The following is a 22,999-nucleotide window of genomic DNA, read 5'->3' as shown; positions in this document are numbered from 1 at the left end:
CAAGGAAGGACCGGACGCCGATGAAGGAAGCGAGCCAGGGACCCCGCGCCGCCGCCCCGCCGGTCATCGCCGCCCCGCGTAGGACGTGAACGCCTGCGGGAAGTCCGCCGGGTCGCAGTCCATCACGTTGCCGAGCCGGACCGCGTCGTCGACGGCGTGGAAGGCGGTCGGCAGGGAGTGCAGGAAGGCGGGCCGGACGGCCGCGCCGGTGAGCACCACCCGGCGGTCGTGCCGGCGCGGGTCCCGGTCCCCGTCGCAGGGCACCCACATCCGCCACTCGGTGCCGAGCCCGACCAGTTCCCGGGCCGTGTCGGCGAGCCGGGGCATCCGGTCGAGGACCTGCGCGGCGGTCGCGGGCGCGCCCCGCACCAGGGCGGGCGCGTCGTGCGCGCAGGTCGCGGTGATCCCCACCCGCCGGTCCCCGGACGGGTAGTGGGCCAGCTGCCAGGACGGCCCCTCCCACAGGGTGACCGCGGTGCGCGCCGACAGCTGCGGCTGGAGCCGCGCGGGCACCCGCGCCCGGGGGACCGCCGTGTGGAACGTGGCGTACGGCGAGACCCGTCCGGGCTGGCCGGTCAGCCGCTGCCTGACGGGTGAGCAGACGCCGTCGGCGCCGATCAGCGCGTCGGGGCGGAGCCGTTCGCCGGTGCCGAGGAACACGGTGAGGAGCTGGTCGGTCTGCTCGTAGTGGACCACCGAGGTGTCCTCGCGGATCCGGATTGCCGGATCGTTTCGGCAGGCTCCGAGCAGCAGGTCGTACAGATCGCCGCCGTGCACCACGGCGTGCGGCCGGCCGTGGCGCGAGTCGGTCGGCACGGTGGAGATCGGCCGTCCGGTCACCCCGTTGACCAGGTGCACCTCGTGCACGGTGACGGCCCGCCGGCGCGCGTCCAGACCGATCCCGAGCTGGTCGAGGGCGCGCAGCGCGGTGGGCGTCAGATGGACCCCGGCGTCCGGCGGCACGAACGGGTCGCGTTCCCTGAGCACGGTGACCCAGTGCCGCTGGCGTGCCACGGCCAGGGCCGCGGCGAGGCCGCCGACGCCGCTCCCCGCGACGACGACCTCGCCCATGGAGAGGGGCATCATCACCTTCCGGGTGGCCGGGGCGCGCGCGACGGCCACCAGCGGCCGCCGCGGCTCAGACGGTGGGCGTGGTCCAGCGCGGCGTCGCCCGGTAGGCGGGCTCGAACGACTGCTGGAACAGGCCCTGCACCGGCGGCGGAAGCATGCCGAGGACCTTCTCCCGGGCGCTCGCGGGAGCGTCGTCGAGCAGCCAGGCGAGGTAGAAGCCCACCTCGTCCATGCCCTGGCTGCCCATCATGTACTGGTGGTACTTGGCCCAGCCCTCGGTGCCGAGGTGGTGCTCGACCAGCGGCAGCGCCCGGTCCTCCTCGTGCTCCATGTGCAGGGCCAGCGAGGCGGCGAACTCCTTGACCGCGGCCTGGAGTTCCGGGCCGCCGGCGGTGAACGCGGCGTCCACCCGCTCCTGGAGCGGGTCGATCTGCCCGTGCTCGGCCTCCATCAGGTCCAGCGTGGCGAGCTCCCCGGCGTCGGTGACCTTCTCCCGCAGCTGGGGCCAGACCGCCTCGTCCTCGCCGACGTGGTGGATGTGCAGCTCGTGCTTGATGGTGTCCCAGCCGGTGCGCACGGCCTCCTCGCCCTGGCGCCCCTCGGCCACGGCCGCCTCTAACCGGCGCATGTCGCGCAGCAGGGCGTCATGCGTCAGGAACATGACCGTGAAGTCGACCGCCCCCTGCGGCTGGTCGCGGAAGCGCTTGCTCGCGCCGTGGAGTTCCGTGTCTTCGCTGCTCATGGGGTCTCCTGGAACGTTTCGGGCATGACGGCCACCGCCCTGGGTGCCGGCCTCGGTAGACCGCACCGTAACCGCAGAATGTCTTAGTGAGCAAGCATCTCACTGAAAAAGCTCCTTGGTGGGTGTCTTCATCCCCTCACCTGACAGAGTCGGACAGCCGCCCTTTGTCCTCCGCCCGGACCCCGGCACAGTCGCTGGGGACCCGCACGTGCGGCTTTCGGCTCGCCGGGACCTCTCCCGGGCCCTTCGGGCGAGTCCGCGCAGAGGAGGAACGCGACAGTTGAGCACCCATCACGGAACTCGGAGCGACGGCCGCGCCGTCGGCATCGCGAGCATCGGCTCGTACGTCCCGCCGAACGTCATCACCAACGCGGAACTCGCCGGCCCGGCGGGCGTCACGGAGGACTGGATCGTCCGCAAGACCGGCATCCACACCCGCCGCCGCGCGGGCGCGGAGCAGGCCACCTCGGACCTCGCGGCCGAGGCCGCCCGCCAGGCCCTGGCGGGCGCCGGGCTGCGGGCCGCCGACCTCTCCCTCGTCATCGTCGGCACCACCACCCCCGACGTCCTCGGGCCCGCCGTGGCCTGCCAGGTCGCCGACCAGCTGGGCTGCGACACGAACACCGCCGCGTTCGACGTGCACGCCGCGTGCAGCGGCTTTCTCACCGGCCTCGCGACCGCGGAGAAGTTCCTCCTCGGATCCCCCGGCGGAACTCCCGGACACGCCCTGGTGATCGGCGCCGACGCCTACACCCGCTTCCTCGACCCGGCCGACCGGCGCACGGTCGTGCTGTGGGGCGACGGAGCCGGCGCCGTCGTCCTCGGACCGGCCGCCGAGGGCCGCCCCCGGATCCTCGCCACCAAGCTCCTGAGCGACGGCTCCATCGCCGGGCTGGCGACCATCCCGGCAGGCGGCAGCCGCCGCCCCGCCAGCCACGAGACGGTCGACGGACGCGCGCACTACGTCCACATGGACGGCCGCTCCGTCTCCGCGGCGCTCCAGGAGGCCGTGCCCGGCATGCTCGACGACTTCCTCAAGGAGAACGGCGTCGAGAAGTCCGAGATCGCGCACCTGGTGATGCACCAGGGAAACGCGAACCTGGTGGCCCATCTCACCGGCATGCTCGGCCTGGAGCAGGCCCAGGCCCATCTCACCGCACCCGTCTACGGCAACACCGGCTCCGCCTCCATCCCGGTCACCCTGGACCAGGCGGTGCGCGAGGACGCCGTACGCCCCGGCGACCTCGTGCTGATGATCGCCTTCGGGGCCGGACTGACGTACGCCTTCACCCTTCTGCGCTGGTAACCGCGCCGCCGACCCACACGAGGATGGACGAGAAATGACCGACATCGACGTCGACGCGTATCTCGCACGCATCGGGGCCACCCGGCCCGAGAAGGCGGACTACGAGGCGCTCTGCTATCTCCAGGAACGCCATCTCATGACGGTGCCCTTCGAGACGCTCTCCTTCGTCGAGCGCGAGATACCGAGCATGACCGAGGAGTTCGTCTTCGACAAGATCGTCCGGCGGCGCCGGGGCGGCGGCTGCGGCGAGCTGAACTCGGCGTTCGCGCTGCTGCTGAAGTCCCTCGGCTTCCGGGTCGTCCCGCTCGGCGGCCGGGTGCTGCACAACGGCCACTCCGCGTTCCGGGGCGTCCACAACGGCCATCTGGTGCTGCGGGTCGAACTCGACCAGTCGTACCTGGTGGACGTCGGCTTCCGCTGGGCCAGCCGGCGGCCGCTGAAGATCGCCGAGCGGGGGATCCAGAAGGACGAGCACGGCGAGTACCAGCTGGTGCACACCCCGCAGGGCGACATCGAGATGGTCCACGACGGCGTGCTGCGCTGGCGGGCCGAGACCCACCCCCGCGACCTCGACGACTTCGAGCCCCTCATGTGGTACTTCGCCACCTCCCCGGACGCCAGCAGCGCCGGCCAGCTGTGGGCGTCCATCGTCACCGCGACCGGCCGGGTCTCCCTCTTCAACCGGGTGCTCACCCACCACCGCGACGGCGGCAAGGAGTCCCGGGAGCTGACGGACGACGCCGAGTTCGTCGCGGAGTTCGAGAAGTGGTTCGGGATCACCCTGACCGACGTACCGGACCTGCCGCGGGCGGACAACGGCGTCTGACGCCGGAAGGGACACATCTGTCATGAACAGCAAGGTGCGATGGGGGCTCCTCGTCACCGGCGGCTACGCCGACGTCGCGATGCGCGCCAACGCCGCCTCCCGCACGACCGAGTTCGTCGCGGTCGCGCACGACGACCCCGAGCAGGCCCGCAAGTACGCCGACAACCACGGGCTCGCGCGGGCGCACGGCTCGTACGAGGACCTGCTGGCCGACGACGAGGTGGAGGCCGTCTTCGTCGCGCTCCACCCGGTCGACCACGCCGAGTGGGCGATCCGCGCCCTGCGGGCCGGCAAGCACGTGGTGGTGGAGAAGCCGCTGGCGCTGAGCGCGGCGGACGCCGAGCGGGTCTTCGACGCCGCCGAGGAGGCCGGCCGGACGTGTGTGGAGGGCGTCTTCTTCCGCCATCACCCGCGGACCCTGCTGGCCAGGCGGCTGGTGGAGGAGGGGGGCATCGGCGACCTGCGGTACATCTACGCCGCCTGCACGGCCAGCCTGCCCCCGGACTACTTCCGCCGCGACCGTGCCCTCGGCGGCGGCGGACTGCTCGACCTGGGCGCCTTCACCCTCGCCGCCGTACGGCTCTTCGGCGGCACCCCCGAGCGGGTGTACGGGGAGGAGGTGCGCCGCGACGGCGGGGCCGACCTCAACTTCTCGGCCCAGCTGCGGCTGCCGAACGACGTCCTCGCCCAGTTCGAGGTCGGGCAGGAGGTGTGCCGCGGCGACGCGCTGCACATCGTCGGCACCACCGGCCGGCTGGTCCTGGACGACCCGTGGTTCAGCCGCGACATCACCCGGCTCGAACTCCAGACCCAGGGCCCGCCGCCGCACGCCGACCCGGTCAGCGAGTACCTGCCGGTCGACCCCGAGGGCGTCCACGGCTGCGACGAGCCGTACGCCGTCTCCCGGATGCTGTTCGACGACGTCTCGCGGGCCCTGCGGACCGGCACGCCGCCGCCGTACGGCCGTGCCGACGCGCTGGAGCAGGCCCGTGTGATGGATGCCCTGTTCGCCTCCGCCGCGCAGGCCCAGGTCGTCACCCTGACCTGACCGCGCGGGATTCCCGACGGCCCCGTCGCCGAACGCCCGGCCGCGCAGCCCCTCGTGGGCCGCGCGGCCGGGCGTTCGGTGTGTGAGGGGCGGGCGTTCGGTGTGTGGTGGCCGGCGCGGCAGGCCCATGGCCGGTGTCGCGCGTCCCCCTCGGCGGTGTGTGGTGGCCGGTGTTGCACGTCCCCCTCGGCCGGGTGTGGCGAGAACCCCACGGCGGGGGCGACGGTGGCCCGGCCCTCCCCGTGGCCGGCCCGGCCCGCCTCACCAGCCCGTCCCCACCAGGGGTCCTGCCGTCCTCCTGACGGGCTGCGGTCGTCCGGCACCCGTGCGACGGGCGGAACCGGGGCTTCCTGGGTTGCCCGGCCACCACCCGCGCGGTGCCCGGCGTCCGGACCGGACGCCTCCCGGGAGCCGAACGCAGGTTGGCAAGCGGAAGGAGGTGGTCACCCTCACGTCCGGCCGGTCAGAGGGTGGCCTCTCAACCTTGGCCCGCGGCGGCGGAAAGGGCACTGTGGTGGCGGAAAGGGCACGGTGGTGCGCCCCAAGGGCATGCGTCGCCGGGAGTTCGAAGGCCGCCGGTCAGGCATGGCACCTCGCTCCGTCTCGCTTCTCTCTCCACCACACACATCCGACGTTCAACGGGGGAACACATGAACGCTGTTGGTCAGATACCGGCCGGACGGTTCTCGGACGGCCGGGGGCGGGCCTCCCAGCACACCTGGGACGAACGGGTGTTCAACGAGCTGAGCGCGGTGCTGTTCGCCTCGTTACGGCGCAGCGACCAGCGCAGCAAGGGCGTCGACTATCTGCGCGGCCTGCTCGGCGCGCAGGGCCGCCGCTCGATCCGCAACATGGCCGTCCTGCTGGGCGGTTCGGCGACCGAGCAGAGCCTGCACCACTTCGTCTGCAACTCCACCTGGGACTGGATGCCGGTGCGCTTCTCGCTCGCCCGGCACCTGGCCGAGCAGGCCTCGCCGCTGGCGTACGTGGTGCGGCCGATGGTCATCCCGAAGGCCGGCGAGAACTCCGTCGGGGTGGACCGGCAGTACGTGTCCGAGATGGGCCAGCTCGTCAACGCCCAGCAGGCGACCGGGGTGTGGTTCGCCACCGAGGAGCTGAGCGCTCCGGTGAACTGGCGGCTGCACCTGTCCGCGGCGTGGCTGGACGACCGCTCCCGGCGCCGTCAGGCCTCGATCCCCGAGGACGTGCAGGAGCTGTCCCCGGCGGAGTCGGCGGTCGGCGCGGCGGTGGAGGCGGCCCGCGGCTGGGGTCTGCCGCCCCGGCCGGTGGTGCTGGACGCCCGCCATCTGGACCTGGCGTCGGCGATCTCGCGGTTCCGGGCCTCCGGTACGTCCTTCCTGGCCCGGGTCTCCGGTTCGCTCCAGCTGACGGTGACGGACCCGGCGCTGCGCGGCCGCAAGCCGGACGTCCTCCAGGCGGCGCAGATCATGACCTCGGCCCGGGACCAGGTGCGGCCGGTGCTGCCGACCGGTGCGGGCCCGGAGGCCGGCCGGGCGGTGCAGCTGGCGGCCCTGGTCCGGGTGCGGCCCTCACGCGCCGTCCAGCAGGTCACCGGGCCGGGCGAACTGACCCTGCTGGGTGTGGGGGAGGGGCGTCGGCAGTGGCCCACGGAGTTCTGGCTGACCGACATGACGGAGGCCCGGCTGCACGCCCTGGTGCGGCTGACCCGACTCACCCGGCGGGTCGAGCACGACTTCCGCACCACCGCCGACCGGCTGGGCATCCGTGACTTCATCGGCCGCTCCTACGGCGGCTGGCACCGCCATGTGACCCTGGCGTCCGCGGCCCACGCGGTCTCGGTGCTGGGCTCGCTGTCCGACGGGATGATGGCGGAGGCCTGCTGAGGCCGTGCCGACACCGACAGCCGCCGGGCCCCTGTTTCCAGGGGCCCGGCGGCTGTCGGTGCGGGGAGTGCGGCGGGCCGGGCCCGTTACATTTCGCGGAGCCGGGCCGTGGTCCGGTCCGTGATCTCCTTGCCCTCGCGCAGATAGCGGATCACCGTGAGGAGTTCCTCGGTGGTGTACGCCAGTCCGTGGTCTATCGAGTCGTCCAGGGTGGGCCGGAAGACGTCGGCGACCTTCTTGCTCTTCTCTGCGGGCTTGATGACGACCTTGCGCCGGTCGTGCGGGTCGCGTTCACGACTGACGTAACCGGCCGCCTCCAGGCGGTCGACGACGCCGGTGACCGCGCCCGTGGTCAGGTCGGTGACCCGGGCGATGTCACCGGGGGTGGTGGGCACGTCCGGCGGCACGCTCTGGAGGTAGGACAGGATCCACGCGTCCGTGGGGTGCATGTTCAGCGCGCGGGCCGCCGCTGCGTTGAGGGACAGGAAGGCCAGGCCGAGTTCACGGCCGGCGACCATCGCCTGCTTCAACACCTCGTCGCGCTCCGCGTCCCCCGTGTGCTTGCCGATGCCCTCGTGATAGCTGCTGGGGCCCGTCGGCTCAATGTTCTCGGTTGACACGGCGCAAGCCTCACCTTACTTTCCTTATATCTTTGTTTCCGAGATATTCTCTCCCTGAGATGCTTTAAAAGTGAGGCTACACGATCCGAGGAAGGGCTGGGAAGCTGCGATGACCGTCCCCACCGACAAGTCCGCCGAGGACACCTCCCGGGAGGAGGAGGTGCGTGAGGCGGGCTCAGCCCCTCCTCCCGACCCCAAGCGCTGGTACGCGCTTGCCGTGATTCTCTTCGCCGCGTTCATGGACCTGCTCGACGTCACGATCGTCAACGTCGCGATCCCGAGCATCCAGCAGGACATCGACGCCAGCTACTCCGCGATCGCCTGGATCACCGCCGGGTACTCGCTCGCCTTCGCCGCCCTGCTGATCACCGGCGGCCGGCTCGGCGACATCTACGGCCGCAAGCGCATGCTGCTGCTGGGCCTGGGCGCCTTCACCGTCGCCTCACTGGTCTGCGGCCTCACCCCCGGACCGGTCCTGCTGATCGTGGCCCGCGCCGTCCAGGGCGCCGCCGCGGCCCTGATGATCCCCCAGGTCCTGTCGATCATCCACGTGACCTTCCCGAAGGAGGAGCGCGGCAAGGTCCTCGGCACCTACGGCGGTGTCGCGGGGCTCGCGCTCGTGCTCGGCCCGGTCGTCGGCGGCGTGCTGGTCAGCGCCGACCTGTTCGGCCTGGAGTGGCGCCCGATCTTCCTGGTGAACATCCCCGTCGGGATCGTCACCTTCATCGCCGGCGTCCTCTACGTCCGTGAGTCCCGCGCCCCCGACAAGCCCCGCCTGGACCTGGTGGGCGTCGTCCTGGCCACCGCCAGCGTGCTGATGCTGGTCTATCCGCTCACCCAGGGCCGCGAACTGGGCTGGCCCGCCTGGTCGTTCCTGATGATGGCCGGCTCCGTCGCCGTCCTGCTGCTGTTCGTCGTCCACGAGCGCCGGGTCGTCGCCCGCGGCGGGACCCCGCTGATCGCGCCGAGCCTGTTCCGCACCCGCAGCTTCGCGGGCGGCTTCGGCGTCAACCTGCTCTACAGCATCGCCTACGGCACCTTCTTCCTGATGTGGTCCCTCTACATGCAGACGGGGCTCGGCTGGTCGGCCATGCGGGCCGGACTCACCGCGCTCCCCATGTTCCTCGGCCTGATGATCACGGCCGGTATGGCGGGCGACAAGCTGACCCCGAAGTACGGCCGCAAGGTCCTCTTCGCCGGCGGCGTCCTGCTCGTCGCCGGCGCCCTGCTGTTCGTGCTGGTCGGCGACCACTACGGCACGGACATCAGCTCGTGGCTGATGGCCGGGCCGCTGTTCGTCTTCGGCCTCGGCATGGGCGCGGTGGTGGCTCCCGTGGTCGACTTCGCCCTCACCGACGTGGCGCACAAGGACGCGGGATCCGCCTCCGGTGTGCTCAACACCTCGGGACAGCTGGGCCTGTCGATCGGCATCGCGATGGTCGCCGTCGTGTTCCTCGGCGCGATGCCCGGCCAGTCCGGCAAGGGCGTCGACGCGGTGGAGGCGAAGGTGCGGCAGGAGCTGACGGCCGTCGGACTCGCCGACCGGGGCACCCAGGACGGCATCCTGGCGGGCTTCCGGGCCTGCACCGAGGACCGGCTCGGCGAACCCGACCCCGCCGTGGTGCCCGACAGTTGCCGCAGCACGCCCCCGGGCGTCACCGCCGAGCAGGCCCGCACGGCGGCCGTCGTCCTCGCCGAGAGCACCCCCGAGGTGCGGGCCGAGACCTTCTCGCGCTCCTTCGGCCGGGGACTGCTGTACTCGGCGGGCCTGTTCCTCGTCATGACCGTCCTGATGGTGTCGCTGCCGCGGATGGCCCGGCCCCAGGAAACCTGAGGGCTCCGGGTCCGCCCCGCCCCACCGCCGTACCTCCCCCCAGGGCACGGCCCCGGACGGAGCGGACCCGAGCCGACAGTTTCGGACAATTCCAAGGAGTCACTTGATCGCGACTGTCCGAAGAAGAGCTAATGACGTCCATGGACATCCATGGGACTGACCGGGACGTGACGGAGGACAACAGCAGATCAGGCCACGCCCCCCACCCCGCCGCGGCGCCACGACGCCGGGCCCGGCGGGCATCCGCACCATCCGCATTCCTTCCGCCGTGAAACGGACAGGCGGACGCGCACGGTCCCCCACCCGACAGCGCCCTGCCGCGCCGGATCGACGCGCCGGCAGAGCGTGCCCCCTGCCCACAGCTCGGAGCGTGATGTCTCAAGACACGGCCACCCTGAGTGGTGTCCTGACCTATCTGGAACTCCTGGCGTCCCGAGCGCCACGAGGCGCGTTCAGCCAGCCGGTGGCGCACGCGCGGCGCGTCGGCGCGCCGCCCGGCCTGATGCGGGAGCTGGAGCGCGCCAAGGAACTGGCCCTCGGCATCGAACAGTGGATGACCGACCTCGACCGCCGCAAGAACGAGCTGGCCCTCCTGATGGACTCGGCCCGCGACCTCGCCGAACAGCACGACCTCGACGCGCTGCTCACCACGCTCGTCCGCCGCTCCCGACTGCTGCTGCACTTCGACATGGCCTGGGCGCTGCTGCTCGACGGACAGGGTGGCGTGTGCATCCGGGCCAGCGACGGGGCGATCTCCGACCGCAACGAGGTGGTCCGCATTCCGGCCCGGGACGGCCTTCGGGCCATCGAGTCCGTCGGCCGGACCCCCGTGTGGACCTCCGACTACCTCCGGGACGACGCGGTGGAGCGTTCCGAGGAGGTCGAGTCCGTCGTCATGGACGAGGGCCTGACCGCCGTGCTCGCCGTCCCGCTGTGCGTCGGGGACAACGTGGTCGGCGTCGTCTTCGGCGGGGACCGGGTCTCCCGCTCCTACACCGCCGACGAGGTCGCCCTGATGTCCGCCCTCGCCGACTACGGCGCCGCCGCCATGAAATGGGTGCGCGCCGTGGAGTACACCCACGGCCGGATCTCCGACCTCACCCTGGAGGTCGACCGGCTGCGCGCCCGGGAACGCACCCGGGAGCAGACCGCGGCCCGCGGCCGGGAACTCGTCGAACTCGCCCTCCAGGGCGTCGACCTGGACGCCTTCGCCGCCACCGTCAGCGCCGCGCTCGGCGGTTCGGTGTGGCTGCGCGACGAGAACGACGAGATCCTCGCCCATTCCGGCCGCCGCTGGGAGGGGGACGAACGGGAGCTGGCCGAGGCCGTGTTCACGGCCCGCGCCGAACACCGCACCGTCCAGCCCGCCGACGGCGTCACCGTCGCCCCGGTGCGCGCCGGGGACGAGGACCTGGGCGCACTGGTGTTGTGCGGCCACGACCCCCGCCACAAACCCGACCCCACCCTCGTCCAGTACGCCGTCCAGGCCGCCGGCATCCTCGCCAAGCTCAACCGCAGCACCGAGTCGGCCGACCGCAAGGTCCGCGACGAGGCACTGGAGGAGCTGATCAACGGCGTGCCGTCCAGCCGCCGCTGGCAGCGCAGGCTCCAGCGGCTCGGGCTCGACCTGAGCAGCCGGCACGCCGTCATCGTCACCCGGGTGCAGGTCGGCGACCGCCAGCGCGTGTCGACCTGGGCCTCCACGTTCGTCTGGCTCCGCGGGGGCGCCAAGACGCTCCACGACGGGCATCTGGTGCTGCTGCTGCCGCACTCCGACGCCCGCGAGGCCGCCCGGGACGTCATGCAGCGGCTCGGCGAGACGCTGGGGCGGCCGGTCCCGGTGGGCGCGGCCGCCGCCCACGGCGGGCCCAAGGAACTGCTCGCCGCCTACCGGGAGGCGGTCGTCTGCCTGGACGTCCTCACCGTCCTCGGCAAGGAGGGCATGGAGACGCCCGCGATGGCCGACGAACTCGGCTTCGTCGGCATGCTGCTGGGCGGCAACCGGGACATCGGCGCCTTCATCGAGCAGGTCCTCGGCCCGGTGATCAGCTACGACGAGCAGCGCTCCACCACCCTCGCCGCCACCCTGGAGGCCTACTTCGACGCCGGCGCCAGCCCCACCTACGCGGCCGAGGCGCTCCAGGTCCACCCCAACACGGTGGCCCGGCGGCTGGAGCGCATCTCGCAGCTGCTCGGCCCCGACTGGCAGCAGCCGGGCCCGGCGCTGGAGATCCAGCTGGCGCTGCGGCTGCACAAGGTCGGCAAGTCGCTGCGCGGCACCGGGGAGCCGGGCACGCAGGCCGACTGACCGCGCGGGACGGGCCCGGATCACGGTGGCGGGGCGGCCACCGGGGTCCGGGCCCGTCCTGTCAGATCAGTGCTTCTCCAGCTGGACGCTGGGCACGACCTTGGCCAGCGGCGCCGGCAGCCACCAGGCCCGCCGGCCGAGCAGCTGCATCACCGCCGGCACGATCAGACAGCGGATGACCAGCGCGTCCACGAAGATCGCCACCGCCATGCCGAAGCCCATCTGCTGGAGCATCCGCTCCGGGCTCAGCATGAACGAACCGAACACCACGACCATGATGGCGCCGGCCGCGATGATGACCGACCCGGTGTGCCCGAGGCCCTCGCGGACCGCCACCTCCGGGTCCTTGGCGCGGTGCCACTCCTCCTGGATCCGGGAGACCAGGAAGATCTCGTAGTCCATGGACAGGCCGAACACGATGGCGAAGATGACGACCGGCAGATAGGCCTCGATCGGCCCCGGCTCGATGCCGAACATCCCGTGCTGGAACACCAGCGAGATGGCGCCCAGCGCGGCCCCGATGCTCAGCAGGTTCAGCAGCGCCGCCTTCAGCGGGATCAGGATCGAACGGAACACCACCATCAGCAGCAGCAGGGAGAGCCCGACCACGATCGCCATGAAGACCGGCATCCGGGCGGCGACCTTGTCGGAGTAGTCCTCGCTGGCGGCCGTGGCGCCGCCGACCAGATAGCGGGCGCCGGTCTCCTTCGCCACCTGGGGCAGCACGTCGTCGCGGAGCGTGCCGACGAGGTCGGAGGTGCCCTCGTCCTGCGGCGAGGTGGTGGGGAAGGCCATCACCGTGGCCACGTTCGGGTCGTCGGTGGGGATCGGGCCGGTGGCCGCCGCCACGCCCTCGGTGTCGTTCAGGGCCTCCGCGACCGCGGTGGCCGGGGCCTCCGCGCCGCCCTTGCCCTCGACGACCACGTACAGCGGGCCGTTGAAGCCGGGGCCGAACCCCTTCGACAGCAGGTCGTACGCCTCGCGGCTGGTCGAGCCCGTCTTGTCGTTGCCCGCGTCCGTGAACCCGAGCCTGAGGCTCAGCGCCGGGAAGGCGAGCGCCCCGAGCGCCACCACGGCGACCAGCAGTACGGCCAGCGGACGGCGCTGCACCCCCGAGGCGAACCGGCGCCAGCCCGCGCCCTCCTCGGAACGCTTCGACGTGGCCCGCTTGGCGGCCCGCGCGGTGAACTGACGGGCGAAACGGTCGCCGAAGATGCCGAGCAGCGCGGGCAGCAGGGTCAGCGAGGCCAGCAGGGTGACCAGGACGGTCAGCGCCACCGACAGGGCCATGCCCTGGAGCGAGCCGAGACCGAGGGCGACCAGGCCGAGCAGCGCCAGGATGACCGTCGAGCCGGCGAAGAACGCGGTCCGCCCGGCCGAGTCCAGCGCCTTGACGTTCGCCTCCTCCGGGGTGGCCCCGCGCACCAGCTCACTGCGGAACCGGGCGAAGATCAGCAGCGCGTAGTCGATGCCGACCCCCAGGCCGACCAGCATCATCACGTACGGCGTGTAGTCGGCGATGGTGACGAAGTGCGAGGCGACCACGATCACCGCGAGCGTGGAGCCCACCGCGAACAGGGCCGTGACGATGGGCAGTCCGGCGGCGATCAGGGTGCCGAACATGAAGACCAGGATGACCAGCGCGAAGACCAGGCCCATCATCTCGCCCCAGCCGCCCTCGCCGGTGGCCAGCTTGCGGGCCGCGCCGCCGCCGAGTTCGGCCTGGAGGCCCTGGCCCTCCACCTTCTGCACCGACTCGAGGATCCGCTCGGTGTCCTCACGGGGCATGTTGGGCGAGGTCACGTCCAGGACGACGGTGGCGTACCCGATCGTGCCGTCCCGGGAGATCGCGGACTCGTCCTCGTACAGACTGCGCACCTGGGTGACCTTGGGCAGCTTCGCCACCTCGGCCAGCATGCCGTCGACGCGCCGCTGGACGTCGGCGCCGCGCAGTCCGTCCTTGTCGTGCAGGACGATCTGGAGGCTGTCGCCGGTCTTGGTCTTGCTGCTGTGGTTGAGCAGGTCGGCGGCGGCCTGCGACTCGGTGCCGGGCAGCGAGTAGTTCTCGCGGTAGTCGTCGCCGCCCGACGCGGCCGCCCAGACGCCGACCAGGACGACGACCCAGAGGGTCAGGGCCAGCCAGCGGCGCCGGTGCGAGAAGCGCGCCACCCGGGCGAACACCCCCGCACTGGCGGGCGGTCGGGCGCCCGTCTCCGGGGCGCGGGGATCCTTTTCGGTGAGGGACATAGGGCTCACTTCCGTACATTCCGTGCGCAGGGACGCAGGGGACAGACACAGGGGTGTGGACGAAGAGGGGGGAAGGGGCAGGGGTCAGGAGGGTTCGGGGCAGAGGGAGTCAGAGGGAGGAGAGCTGGAAGCCGCTCCGGCTCACCAGCCGCCACAGCCACAGATGGGCCGCCAGCAGCAGCGGCAGCGCCGCCAGCGAGAGCGGCACGAGCAGCTGGAGCGCGGTGTCGCTCGCCGCGTGCTCGGTCAGCGGCAGCCGCGCCCCGGCCAGCACCGCGAGCGTGGCGCTCACCAGCGAGGTCAGCAGCAGCGAGTGGCGTCCGCCGCGTCCGCCGCGCCCGGTCAGCCGCAGGGCGCGCGCGAGCGGCGTCCCGGTCAGCCGCAGCGCCGCGAAGCCCAGCCCGTGGGCGAGGAACAGCAGCAGCACGAACAGCGTGGTCAGCGCGCCGAGCCCGAGGGAGGTCGGCTCGGTCGGGGAGTCGTTCAGCAGCGAGGCGATCAGCCAGCCCCAGCCGCCCGCCGCGAGCCAGCTGCCGGCGCAGACCAGCCAGTCGGCGGCCGGACCGCTGCCCGCGGCCCGCCACCACAGCCCGGCGTCCCGGAGCATCCAGCCCGCGAGCAGCGGTACGAACACGACCATGAGCCCGCTGAACACCTCGCCCTCCAGCGTCGGGAAGGCGCCGATGAAGAACCCGGCGGCGGCCACCAGCCACACCTCGTTGGCCAGGAACAGGGGCCAGATCGCGGACACCGTGCGGTGCCGTTCCTCCTTGGTGCGGCCCAGATAGGGCAGGAGCATGCCGAGCCCGAGGTCGGCGCCGCCGAGGACGACGTAACCGACGAAGAAGAAGCCGAGCGTTGCGACGGCAAGGGTTTCCATGGACGTTCGTTCCCTCTCAGTACGCGACGGCCGCGGTGGGTTCGGTGGGTTCGGCACGCTCCGGCTCCGGCCCGTGCGGGCCCTGCCGTACGGCCCGCAGCAGCACCCACCAGTTGCCGACGATCAGCACCGCGAACAGCGGCACGAAGACGGCCAGGGACAGCCACAGCCGGCCGGCCGTCACATGGGACACGGCGTCCTCGGTGCGCAGCAGCCCGTAGACCACCCAGGGCTGCCGGCCGGCCTCCCGGAACACCCAGCCGGCGGTCATCGCGACGAAGGGCAGCGGCACCAGCGTCATCAGCACCAGATGCCAGCGGCGGGCCCCCACGGCCCACCGCCGTACGGACACCAGGACCACCGAGGCCAGCACGGCCAGTGTGAGGACCCCGAAGACCATCAGCATCAGCAGGCCGGCGCCCCGGGTCAGCGCCTCCGGCGGCACATAGTTCCCGGGGCCGAACTCCCGCACCATCTCGGCCTGGAGCCGGACCACGTCGGCGTTGTCCTCGTTGAAGACGGCGGCCTTCAGCGGCTGCCACTCCTCGATCTCGCCGAACTGCATCCCGCCGAAGGCCACCGTCAGCAGCAGTGCGGGCAGCGTGGTGAACACACCGACCCGCAGGGAGCGGCGCAGCAGCCCGTCCTCGTCGGGGGTGCCCTTGCGCAGGTGGTAGGCGCTGACCCCGGCCACGAAGACCGCGGCGGTCAGCAGCGCGCCGCCCAGGATGTGTCCGAAGGCCAGCAGGGCGTTGGGGTTGGTGAGCAGGGCCGAGGTGTCCGACAGGAGGAGCCGGCCGTCCGCGCCCCGCGTGTGCCCCGCCGGGCGGTTGAGGAAGCCGTTGGTCACCAGCACCCAGTACGCGGACAGATACGCGGTGAGGGTCACCACCCACAGCACGCCCAGGTGCACCCACTTGTTGAACCGGCCCCAGCCCAGCATCCACAGCGCCAGGAAGGTCGACTCGACGAAGAAGGCCAGGACGGTCTCCAGCGCCAGCGAGGACCCGAAGACGTCCCCGGCGTAACTGCCGAGCCCGCTCCAGGCCATGCCGAACTGGAACTCCATCACGAGGCCCGTGACGATGCCCACGGCGTAGTTGATGACGTACAGCCGCCCCCAGAAGCGCACCATGCGCAGATGGACGGGCTGCCCGCCGCGCAGCGTGGCACGGGTCTGGAGCACGGCCAGCACGGTGGCCAGCCCGAGGGTCAGGGATACGAAGAGGAAGTGGCCGCCCGCGGTGAGGGCGAACTGCCAGCGGGCCAGTTCGACGGTCTGTGATTCCACCCCCCTACCGTCGTGCCCGCAGGGGTCCTCGCGCGTCGGCCCGGGGAGGACACCTGCGTTACTCCGCAAGTTGCGGTGCGGCGGACGGCTACACCCAGGGTTGTGCCCCCCAGGGGGCCGGCGGGGGAGTGCGGACACGAATCCGCCCTCCCGCGCACGGGGCACGGGAGGGCGGTGGGCCCCGGCGTCGCGGGGGATGTCGGCGCCGGAACCGTGAACGGACCGTTCACGCTCCTACCTTCCGGCCGGGAGGGGGGCTCGCGCGTCGGCCGGGGGAGGACACCTCGGGTACTCCGGGAGTTGTGGTGCGACTCCCCGGCGTACACCCGGGGTTGTGGGTCAGTCCTTCTCGAGGACGTACTTCAGGTGGTCCAGGGTGGCCCGTATGTCCTGGGAGAGCTTGGCGTTCCACTCCCGGACGAAGCGCTCGCGGCCGGCCTCGTCCAGGCCCGCCGCGAAGATCTTCGACAGGCCCTCGGTGAGCCGGCCCAGCCGGTAGTGGTGGACCAGCACACAGCCGCCCGCCGTCGGCTCGATCTCGAACGACCAGGTGCTTTCCTGCCGGCGGCGCGCGCTGTCCAGGACCACCCAGCGGAACACCTTGCCGGGCACGGCCTCCACCACCTCGGACTCCGTCCGCCACGGCCCCCGGATCACCGGCGCCCAGGCGACGGTGTCGGTGCCGCGCACGTTGTCGCCGCGGAAGATCGCGCCCACCGTGCGGGGCGTGCCCTCCACCCAGGTCCCGCCCCGGCACTCCACGCTCCACTCGCCGCTGCGGGAGAGGTCGCTGACGGTGTCGTAGACCTTCTCGGGAGAGGCCGCCACAAAGATGTCGGCGCGCGCCTCGAACGTCGTGACACCTTCGGTCGTGTAGGCAGTCAGGTCACTCATGCCGGAATCCCGTCCTCGGTTCTTCTCGAAATGGCAGGGGATGGAAGAAAGGGTGGAAAGGCTTTCTCACACCCGTGCGTAATCGCGCGCGCCGTGCAGCCAGTCGACCTTTTCGTAGAGTTCCTCGCTGGACAGCGCGGACAGCGCCACATTCCGTTCCTTCGCGGCCACACCGTCCGGGTGGTACACCTGGCGGCCCATCTCCCGGGCCACCCACTGGGCCTTGGCGGTGCGCGGTCCGCGCCGCACGTTGTACGCCGTCAGGGCGCGCGGGATCGGGGTGGCGGCGGTGTCGCCCGCGTCCCCGAACAGGTCGCCGATCAGCACCGCGTCCTCCAGCGCCTGGCAGGCCCCCTGCGCCGCGTACTGGAGCATCGGGTGGGCCGCGTCGCCGAGCAGCGCGACCCGGCCGTCCACCCAGCGCTCCACCGGGTCCCGGTCGCACAGCACCCACCGGTGCCAGTCGTCGCCCAGCTCCAGCAGCGCCCGCGCCCTGGGGCTCAGCCCAGGGAACTCCTCCAGCACCCCGGCGCGCCGGGCGGGCACCCCGGTGACCGCCTCGGCGGCGCCGTCGTCCCGGGTGGCCGCCAGGTTCAGCGCCCGCCCGCCGCTGATCGGGTAGTGCACGAAGTGCCACTTGGGGCCCGCCCACAGGGACACCGCGTTGGACCGCAGCTCCTCGGGGACCCGCTCCATCGGGATCACCGACCGGTAGATGGTGTGCCCCGACACCCGCGGCTCGCCGTCGCCGACCAGCTGGGCGCGGACGGCGGAGCGCAGCCCGTCGGCGCCCAGCACCGCGTCCGCGGTCAGCCGCAGATCGCCCGGCGCGAGGACGACCGTGGCGCCCGTCGCGTCCTGCTCGTAGGCGGTGACCTGGCAGCCGGTGAGCAGCTCCACGTTGGGCAGCGGGCGGCAGGCGTCCAGCAGCGGCCGGTAGAGGTCGGTGCGGTGCACCACCGCGTACGGGTTGCCGTAGCGCCGCCGGTAGGCCTCGCTCAGCGGCATGGCGTTGATGCGCTCACCGGTCGTGCCGTCGAACAGCCGCAGCTCGTCGATGAACACGGCCCGCTCGCGCACCGCCTCGCCCACCCCGAGCCGGTCCAGGGCGTGGAAGGCGTTCGGCGCCAGCTGGATGCCGGCCCCCAGCTCGGTGAACTCCCCGCGGCGCTCCAGCACCGTGACCCGGTGCCCCCGCCGCGCGAGACCCAGGGTGACGGCCAGCCCGCCGATCCCTCCGCCGACTACCACTATGTGTGACATCGCACTCCTCTCAGCGCTCCAGGGGTGTCCTGCGGGGTGGCGCGGTTCGTTGGGGGTGGTGCGGTTCGTAGGGGGTGGAGCCGGGGCCCTGCGGGGGTCGGCCGACGGGGGGGCCTGCCGGGCCGGGGCCCGCCGGCGCCCTCCGGGGGCGCGGCACAGCTCTCCGTCAGTCCGCGGGGCCGGCGCCGGGGCCGGGCCCCGGCAGCCCGCCGCCCGCCGGCGGAGCCGCTGCGTCCAGGTCCGGGCGGATGATCAGGCGCCTGCCGCGCAGGTCGCCCTTCTCCATGCGGCGGTGGGCCTCGGGCAGGGCGGAGAGCGGGGCGCGCTCGGTGTGGCGCGGCCGGAGCCGGCCCGCCGCCAGCAGCCGGTTCACCGTCCCCGCCGCGGCGGCCAGTTCGGCGGTCGTGGCGTGCGAGATGACGAAGCCGAGCATCGAGGCGTCCTTCATGTAGAACGGCCCCACCGGCAGCACCGGACGGGCCGCGACCCCGGCCAGCAGCACGATCCGGCCGCGCGGGGCGAGCACGTCCACCGCCTCGGTGAGGTCGTTGCGGCCGGACGAGTCCACGTACACGTCGACCCCCGCCGGACAGGCGCCCCGCAGCCGCTCGCCGAGCGCCGGATCCCGGTAGTCGAACACCTCGGCGGCACCGAGCGAGCGCACGTACCGCGCGTCGCCCGCCGACGCCGTCGCCACCACCCGGGCGCCCGCGTCCACCGCCAGGACGGTCAGCGCGGCGCCCACGTTCCCCGCGGCCCCGGCCACGAACACCGTCTCCCCGGGCAGCAGCCGGGCGTGCGTGAACAGCGCCAGGTACGCGGTGCCCCCGGGGTGCAGCACGGTCACCGCCGTCTCCGGGTCCACCCCGGCCGGCAGCCGGTAGAGCCGGTCGTGGGCGACGACGGCCAGCTCGGCCGCGGCCCCCTGCCGGCCCTCGTGCCCGAGGCTGTTGCTCCACACCGTGTCGCCCGGCCGGAAGCCCGGCGCGCCCGGCCCGGCCTCGACCACCGTCCCGACCAGGTCCCGGCTCATCACGAGCGGCATCGGCACCGGCGTACGGAACACCCCGGACCGTACGAACGTGTCGACGGGGTTGACGGTCGTGGCGGTGACCTCGACCAGGACGTCGGTCGGGCCCGGACGGGGAGCGGGCAGTTCGGCGACGCGGATCTCGTCGGGGGAGCCGAGTTGCTCGACAAAGGCAGCACGCATGGTTCGCAGCATGGCGCCCATTCCCGGCAGCGCCCCGGGAATGCGACGGAATGCGTCAGGTTCTCGGTGCGGAATATCGCCGGAACGCGAGGTCGCCCCAGAACTTGACGGACCCGACCGGCATTCGTTGACCCACTCCGGACCCCCGCTGCGATGATCCGGGAAAAATTCCGGCCGCAGGGGAGAGTTCATGAGCAGCAGATGTGTGGAGGTCTGCATTGTCGGCGGCGGACCGCGCGGACTGTCCGTCCTGGAGAGGCTGTGCGCGAACGAACGGCACGCCCCGTCCGGCGCCTCCGTCCTCGTCCATGTCGTCGATCCCGCCGCCCCCGGCGCCGGCGGGGTGTGGCGCACGGACCAGTCCCGCCACCTGCTGATGAACACGGTCGCCTCGCAGGTCACCGTGTTCACCGACCCCAGCGCCCGGATACCGGGGCCCATCGAGGAGGGCCCGAGCCTGTACGAGTGGGCCCGGCAGCTGGCCCTGCTCGGCACCGAGGGCGGTGAGCACGACGGGGACACCCTCGCCGAGGCCCGCCGGCTCGGCCCCGACTCCTACCCGACCCGGGCGTTCTACGGCCACTACCTCAACGACTGCTTCCGGCGGATCGTGGCCGGCGCCCCGGACCACGTACGGGTCCACGTCCACCGTTCCCGGGCCGTCGCCATGGCCGACACCCACGGAGTCACCGGCGGCCCCCAGGGCGTCCGGCTCGCCGACGGCACCCGGCTCAACGACCTCGACGCGATCGTGCTGGCGCTGGGACACGTGCCCGCCAAACTGACCCCGCGCCAGGAACGCACCGCCGCCCTGGCCCGGATCCACTACCTCACCTACATCACCCCCTCCAACCCGGCCGACGTCGACCTCGACGCCGTCGAGCCCGGCACCCCGGTGCTGCTGCGCGGCCTCGGGCTCAACTTCTTCGACTACATGGCCCTGTTCACGCACAGCCGGGGCGGCACCTTCGTCCGCGGCGACGACGGCGCCCTCGTCTACCGCCCCTCGGGCCGCGAACCGAAGATGTACGCCAGCTCGCGGCGCGGAGTGCCGTACCACGCCCGGGGCGAGAACCAGAAGGGCGCGCACGGCCGGTACTTCCCCCGGCTGCTGACCGCCGACGCGATCGCGCGGCTGCGGGCCCGCTCGGAGGGCGGCGAGCACCTGCGGTTCACCGAGGACCTGTGGCCGCTCATCCGCCTGGAGGTCGAGAGCGTCTACTACGCCACCCTCCTGCGCTCCCGCGGCGCCGCCGACACCGAGACCGAGGCGTTCACCGAGCGCTACCTGGAGGTCGGCCGCGACGCCGTCCGGACGGCCGCGCTGCTCCAGGCGTACGAGATCCGGCCCGAGGACCGCTGGGACTGGGAGCGGATCACCTCACCCCTGGGCCGCACCCGGTTCGCCGACCGCGACGCGTTCCGCGCCTGGCTCCTCGGCCATCTGCGGCGCGATGTCGAGGCGGCCCGCGCCGGCAACCTCGACGGCCCCCTCAAGGCCGCCCTCGACGTCCTGCGCGACCTGCGCAACGAGATCCGGCTCGCCGTCGACCACGGCGGCCTGGAGGGCAACTCCTACCGCGACGACCTGGAGGGCTGGTACACCCCGCTCAACGCCTTCCTCTCCATCGGCCCGCCCGCCTCCCGGATCGAGGAGATGATCGCCCTCGTCGAGGCCGGCGTCCTCGAACTCACCGGCCCCGGCACCGAGATCCGCTTCGACGCCGCCCGGCCGAGCTTCGTCGCCGAGTCCAAGGACGTGCCCGGACCCGCCGTCCGCGCCCGCGCGCTGATCGAGGCCCGGCTGCCCGAACCCGACCTGCGCCGCACCGAGGACCCGCTGCTGCGCCACCTCCTCGCCACCGAACAGGCGGTGCCGTACCGCATCGAGGGCGAGTGCGGCACCAGTTACGAGACCGGCGGCCTCGCCGTCAGCGAGCGGCCCTACCACCTGCTGGACTCGCGCGGCCGCTCCCACCCGCGCCGCTTCGCCTTCGGCGTGCCCACCGAGGCCGTGCACTGGGTGACGGCGGCAGGCATCCGCCCCGGCGTCGACTCCGTCACCCTCGGCGACTCCGATGCCATCGCCCGCGCCGTCCTGCGCCTGCCCCCGGCGACCCGGGTGCCGAGCGAGGTACGCCCGGCCGCGGACGACACGGACCTGCTCGGGGTGATCGTATGACCGCCCCGCGGGCCGCCGCCGACACGGGACTGCTGTCGCCCGTGCGGGCCGGCACCCCCGTGGAGGCGGCCGTCGCCGACGACGCCTGGGTGCGGGCGATGCTGGAGGCGGAGGCCGCACTCGCCCGGGCGCAGGCGCGGCTCGGCGCCGTGCCGAAGGAGGCCGCGGAGGTCATCTCCCGGGCCGCCGTGTCCTGTTCGCTCGATGTCCGCGCCCTCGCCGTCGCCTCGCGGGAGACCGCCAACCCGGTGGTCGGCCTGGTCCGGGCCTTCACCCGGGAGGTCGCCGCGCTCGACCCGGCCGCCGCCGACTATGTGCACCGCGGCTCCACCAGCCAGGACGTCTTCGACACCGGCGCCATGCTGGTGGCCGACCGCGCCCTGCGGATCGTCCGCGCCGACCTGGAGCGTTCGGTCACCGCCCTCGGCGCGCTGGCCCGCACCCACCGCGACACCCCCATGGCGGGCCGCACCCTGGGCCTCCAGGCGGTCCCCACCACCTTCGGCCTGAAGGCGGCCGGCTGGCGCGAGCTGCTCCGCGACGCCGTCCGCCGCCTCGACCGGGTCCTCGACGGCGGCCTCCCGGTGTCCCTCGGCGGCGCCGCCGGCACCCTCGCCGGCTATCTGGAGTACGCCCGCGTCGACGGCGCCGCCGGCCCCGCCGACGACGGCTACCACCAGCGGCTGGTGGAGGCGTTCGCCGAGGAGACCGGGCTCGCCGTGCCCGCCCTGCCGTGGCACGCGCTGCGCACCCCGCTCGCCGACCTGGCCGCGGCCCTGGCCTTCACCGCCGGGGCGCTCGGCCGGCTCGCCGTGGACGTGCAGTCGCTGGCCCGCACCGAGGTCGGCGAGGTCGCGGAGGCCGCGGTCGCCGGACGCGGCGGCTCCTCGGCCATGCCGCACAAACGCAACCCCGTCCTCTCCACCCTGATCCGGTCCGCCGCCCTCCAGGTCCCGGCGCTCGCCGCCGCCCTGACCCAGTGCCTGGTCACCGAGGAGGAACGGTCGGCCGGCGTCTGGCACGCGGAGTGGCTGCCGCTGCGCGAGTGCCTGCGACTGGCCGGCGGCGCCGCCCACACCGCCGTGGAACTCACCGAGGGCCTCGAAGTGAGCCCCGGCCGGATGCGCGCCAACCTCGACCTCACCGGCAGCCGGCTGGTCTCCGAGCGGGTCGCCGCCCATCTGGCGCCGCACGTGGGCAAGGCCGCCGCCAAGGACCTGCTGTCCGCCGCGTCCGCCACGGCCGCCGAGACGGGCCGGCCCCTCGCGGAGGTCCTCGCCGCCCTGCCCGAACTCACCGGCCGGCTCGGCCTGGCCGACCTGGCCGCCCTGTGCGACCCGACCGGATACCCCGGCGCCGCGGGCCCGCTGGTGGACCGCGCCCTCACCCGCGCCCACACCCCCTGACTG

Annotated in this window: 17 protein-coding genes; 8 read left to right on the top strand and 9 right to left on the bottom strand. The window is 73.0% G+C overall.

What is annotated here, in order from left to right:
* Positions 1 to 63 precede the first annotated feature (63 nt).
* Positions 64 to 1,086: an FAD-dependent monooxygenase gene (locus tag ACZ6D7_RS11085; protein WP_469487119.1), complete on the bottom strand. Its 1,023-nt coding sequence runs from the start codon at positions 1,084 to 1,086 to the stop codon at positions 64 to 66.
* 52 nt (positions 1,087 to 1,138) lie between these two features.
* Positions 1,139 to 1,813, bottom strand: a complete 675-nt coding sequence (locus tag ACZ6D7_RS11080) for a hemerythrin domain-containing protein (RefSeq protein WP_469487116.1) — start codon at positions 1,811 to 1,813, stop codon at positions 1,139 to 1,141.
* 280 nt (positions 1,814 to 2,093) lie between these two features.
* On the opposite strand from ACZ6D7_RS11080, the gene ACZ6D7_RS11075 reads away from it, so the two are divergent.
* From ACZ6D7_RS11075 to ACZ6D7_RS11060, 4 genes are all read left to right on the top strand, one after another.
* Entirely contained in the window at positions 2,094 to 3,119 is a 1,026-nt protein-coding gene (locus ACZ6D7_RS11075) for a 3-oxoacyl-ACP synthase III family protein (RefSeq protein ID WP_469487113.1), read from the top strand.
* Positions 3,120 to 3,153: 34 nt separating this feature from the next.
* Complete coding sequence (locus ACZ6D7_RS11070) at positions 3,154 to 3,945, top strand: arylamine N-acetyltransferase family protein (RefSeq protein ID WP_469487108.1); 792 nt, start codon at positions 3,154 to 3,156, stop codon at positions 3,943 to 3,945.
* Between the two features lie 22 nt (positions 3,946 to 3,967).
* Entirely contained in the window at positions 3,968 to 4,993 is a 1,026-nt protein-coding gene (locus ACZ6D7_RS11065) for a Gfo/Idh/MocA family protein (protein WP_469487104.1), read from the top strand.
* Positions 4,994 to 5,643: 650 nt separating this feature from the next.
* Entirely contained in the window at positions 5,644 to 6,858 is a 1,215-nt protein-coding gene (locus ACZ6D7_RS11060; RefSeq protein ID WP_469487101.1) for an IS701 family transposase, read from the top strand.
* Between the two features lie 86 nt (positions 6,859 to 6,944).
* Here ACZ6D7_RS11060 and ACZ6D7_RS11055 read toward each other — a convergent pair whose 3' ends face one another.
* Entirely contained in the window at positions 6,945 to 7,478 is a 534-nt protein-coding gene (locus ACZ6D7_RS11055; RefSeq protein WP_469487097.1) for a MarR family winged helix-turn-helix transcriptional regulator, read from the bottom strand.
* A gap of 109 nt (positions 7,479 to 7,587) precedes the next feature.
* On the opposite strand from ACZ6D7_RS11055, the gene ACZ6D7_RS11050 reads away from it, so the two are divergent.
* Positions 7,588 to 9,312, top strand: coding sequence for an MFS transporter (locus ACZ6D7_RS11050; RefSeq protein ID WP_469487090.1), 1,725 nt, complete (start codon positions 7,588 to 7,590; stop codon positions 9,310 to 9,312).
* Positions 9,313 to 9,685: 373 nt separating this feature from the next.
* Positions 9,686 to 11,620, top strand: a complete 1,935-nt coding sequence (locus ACZ6D7_RS11045; RefSeq protein ID WP_469487086.1) for a helix-turn-helix domain-containing protein — start codon at positions 9,686 to 9,688, stop codon at positions 11,618 to 11,620.
* 66 nt (positions 11,621 to 11,686) lie between these two features.
* On the opposite strand, the gene ACZ6D7_RS11040 is transcribed toward ACZ6D7_RS11045, so the two are convergent.
* The 6 genes from ACZ6D7_RS11040 to ACZ6D7_RS11015 form a co-directional block, all read right to left on the bottom strand.
* A complete protein-coding gene (locus ACZ6D7_RS11040) occupies positions 11,687 to 13,867 on the bottom strand; it encodes an MMPL family transporter (protein ID WP_469487083.1) in 2,181 nt (726 codons plus the stop codon).
* 109 nt (positions 13,868 to 13,976) lie between these two features.
* Positions 13,977 to 14,747, bottom strand: coding sequence for a cytochrome d ubiquinol oxidase subunit II (locus ACZ6D7_RS11035; RefSeq protein ID WP_469487080.1), 771 nt, complete (start codon positions 14,745 to 14,747; stop codon positions 13,977 to 13,979).
* A 16-nt stretch (positions 14,748 to 14,763) separates the two neighbouring features.
* Positions 14,764 to 16,038 carry a cytochrome ubiquinol oxidase subunit I gene (locus ACZ6D7_RS11030; protein ID WP_469487076.1) on the bottom strand — a complete coding sequence of 425 codons (1,275 nt, stop codon included), beginning with the start codon at positions 16,036 to 16,038 and terminating at the stop codon, positions 14,764 to 14,766.
* 339 nt (positions 16,039 to 16,377) lie between these two features.
* On the bottom strand, positions 16,378 to 16,932 hold the full coding sequence (locus ACZ6D7_RS11025) for an SRPBCC family protein (protein ID WP_469487071.1): 555 nt from the start codon (positions 16,930 to 16,932) through the stop codon (positions 16,378 to 16,380).
* 66 nt (positions 16,933 to 16,998) lie between these two features.
* Positions 16,999 to 18,195, bottom strand: a complete 1,197-nt coding sequence (locus tag ACZ6D7_RS11020) for a 3-hydroxybenzoate 6-monooxygenase (RefSeq protein WP_469487067.1) — start codon at positions 18,193 to 18,195, stop codon at positions 16,999 to 17,001.
* Positions 18,196 to 18,361: 166 nt separating this feature from the next.
* Positions 18,362 to 19,408, bottom strand: a complete 1,047-nt coding sequence (locus ACZ6D7_RS11015; RefSeq protein ID WP_469487064.1) for an NADPH:quinone reductase — start codon at positions 19,406 to 19,408, stop codon at positions 18,362 to 18,364.
* Positions 19,409 to 19,598: 190 nt separating this feature from the next.
* Here ACZ6D7_RS11015 and ACZ6D7_RS11010 point away from each other — a divergent pair, with 190 nt between their 5' ends.
* Together ACZ6D7_RS11010 and ACZ6D7_RS11005 are read left to right on the top strand one after the other, a co-directional pair.
* Positions 19,599 to 21,590 (top strand): FAD/NAD(P)-binding protein, encoded by a 1,992-nt coding sequence (locus ACZ6D7_RS11010; RefSeq protein ID WP_469487062.1) that lies wholly within the window; start codon positions 19,599 to 19,601, stop codon positions 21,588 to 21,590.
* Positions 21,587 to 22,996 (top strand): nitrosuccinate lyase, encoded by a 1,410-nt coding sequence (locus ACZ6D7_RS11005; protein WP_469487055.1) that lies wholly within the window; start codon positions 21,587 to 21,589, stop codon positions 22,994 to 22,996. The genes ACZ6D7_RS11010 and ACZ6D7_RS11005 overlap by 4 nt, the downstream gene beginning before the upstream one ends.
* Positions 22,997 to 22,999: the final 3 nt, after the last annotated feature.

The sequence above is a fragment of the Streptomyces sp. NPDC041784 genome, from assembly GCF_055591025.1.
The sequence above is the reverse complement of the archived record's forward strand: the minus strand, read 5'-3'. Positions and strand labels throughout refer to the sequence as shown.

Bases quoted from the DNA above. Each gene is read 5' to 3' on its own strand.
- ACZ6D7_RS11060 (WP_469487101.1), top strand. From the start codon at position 5,644: ATGAACGCTGTTGGTCAGATACCGGCCGGACGGTTCTCGGACGGCCGG.
- ACZ6D7_RS11020 (WP_469487067.1), bottom strand. From the start codon at position 18,195: ATGTCACACATAGTGGTAGTCGGCGGAGGGATCGGCGGGCTGGCCGTC.
- ACZ6D7_RS11010 (WP_469487062.1), top strand. From the start codon at position 19,599: ATGAGCAGCAGATGTGTGGAGGTCTGCATTGTCGGCGGCGGACCGCGC.
- ACZ6D7_RS11025 (WP_469487071.1), bottom strand. From the start codon at position 16,932: ATGAGTGACCTGACTGCCTACACGACCGAAGGTGTCACGACGTTCGAG.
- ACZ6D7_RS11065 (WP_469487104.1), top strand. From the start codon at position 3,968: ATGAACAGCAAGGTGCGATGGGGGCTCCTCGTCACCGGCGGCTACGCC.
- ACZ6D7_RS11040 (WP_469487083.1), bottom strand. From the start codon at position 13,867: ATGTCCCTCACCGAAAAGGATCCCCGCGCCCCGGAGACGGGCGCCCGA.
- ACZ6D7_RS11015 (WP_469487064.1), bottom strand. From the start codon at position 19,408: ATGCGTGCTGCCTTTGTCGAGCAACTCGGCTCCCCCGACGAGATCCGC.
- ACZ6D7_RS11080 (WP_469487116.1), bottom strand. From the start codon at position 1,813: ATGAGCAGCGAAGACACGGAACTCCACGGCGCGAGCAAGCGCTTCCGC.
- ACZ6D7_RS11085 (WP_469487119.1), bottom strand. From the start codon at position 1,086: ATGATGCCCCTCTCCATGGGCGAGGTCGTCGTCGCGGGGAGCGGCGTC.
- ACZ6D7_RS11070 (WP_469487108.1), top strand. From the start codon at position 3,154: ATGACCGACATCGACGTCGACGCGTATCTCGCACGCATCGGGGCCACC.
- ACZ6D7_RS11035 (WP_469487080.1), bottom strand. From the start codon at position 14,747: ATGGAAACCCTTGCCGTCGCAACGCTCGGCTTCTTCTTCGTCGGTTAC.
- ACZ6D7_RS11050 (WP_469487090.1), top strand. From the start codon at position 7,588: ATGACCGTCCCCACCGACAAGTCCGCCGAGGACACCTCCCGGGAGGAG.
- ACZ6D7_RS11005 (WP_469487055.1), top strand. From the start codon at position 21,587: ATGACCGCCCCGCGGGCCGCCGCCGACACGGGACTGCTGTCGCCCGTG.
- ACZ6D7_RS11045 (WP_469487086.1), top strand. From the start codon at position 9,686: ATGTCTCAAGACACGGCCACCCTGAGTGGTGTCCTGACCTATCTGGAA.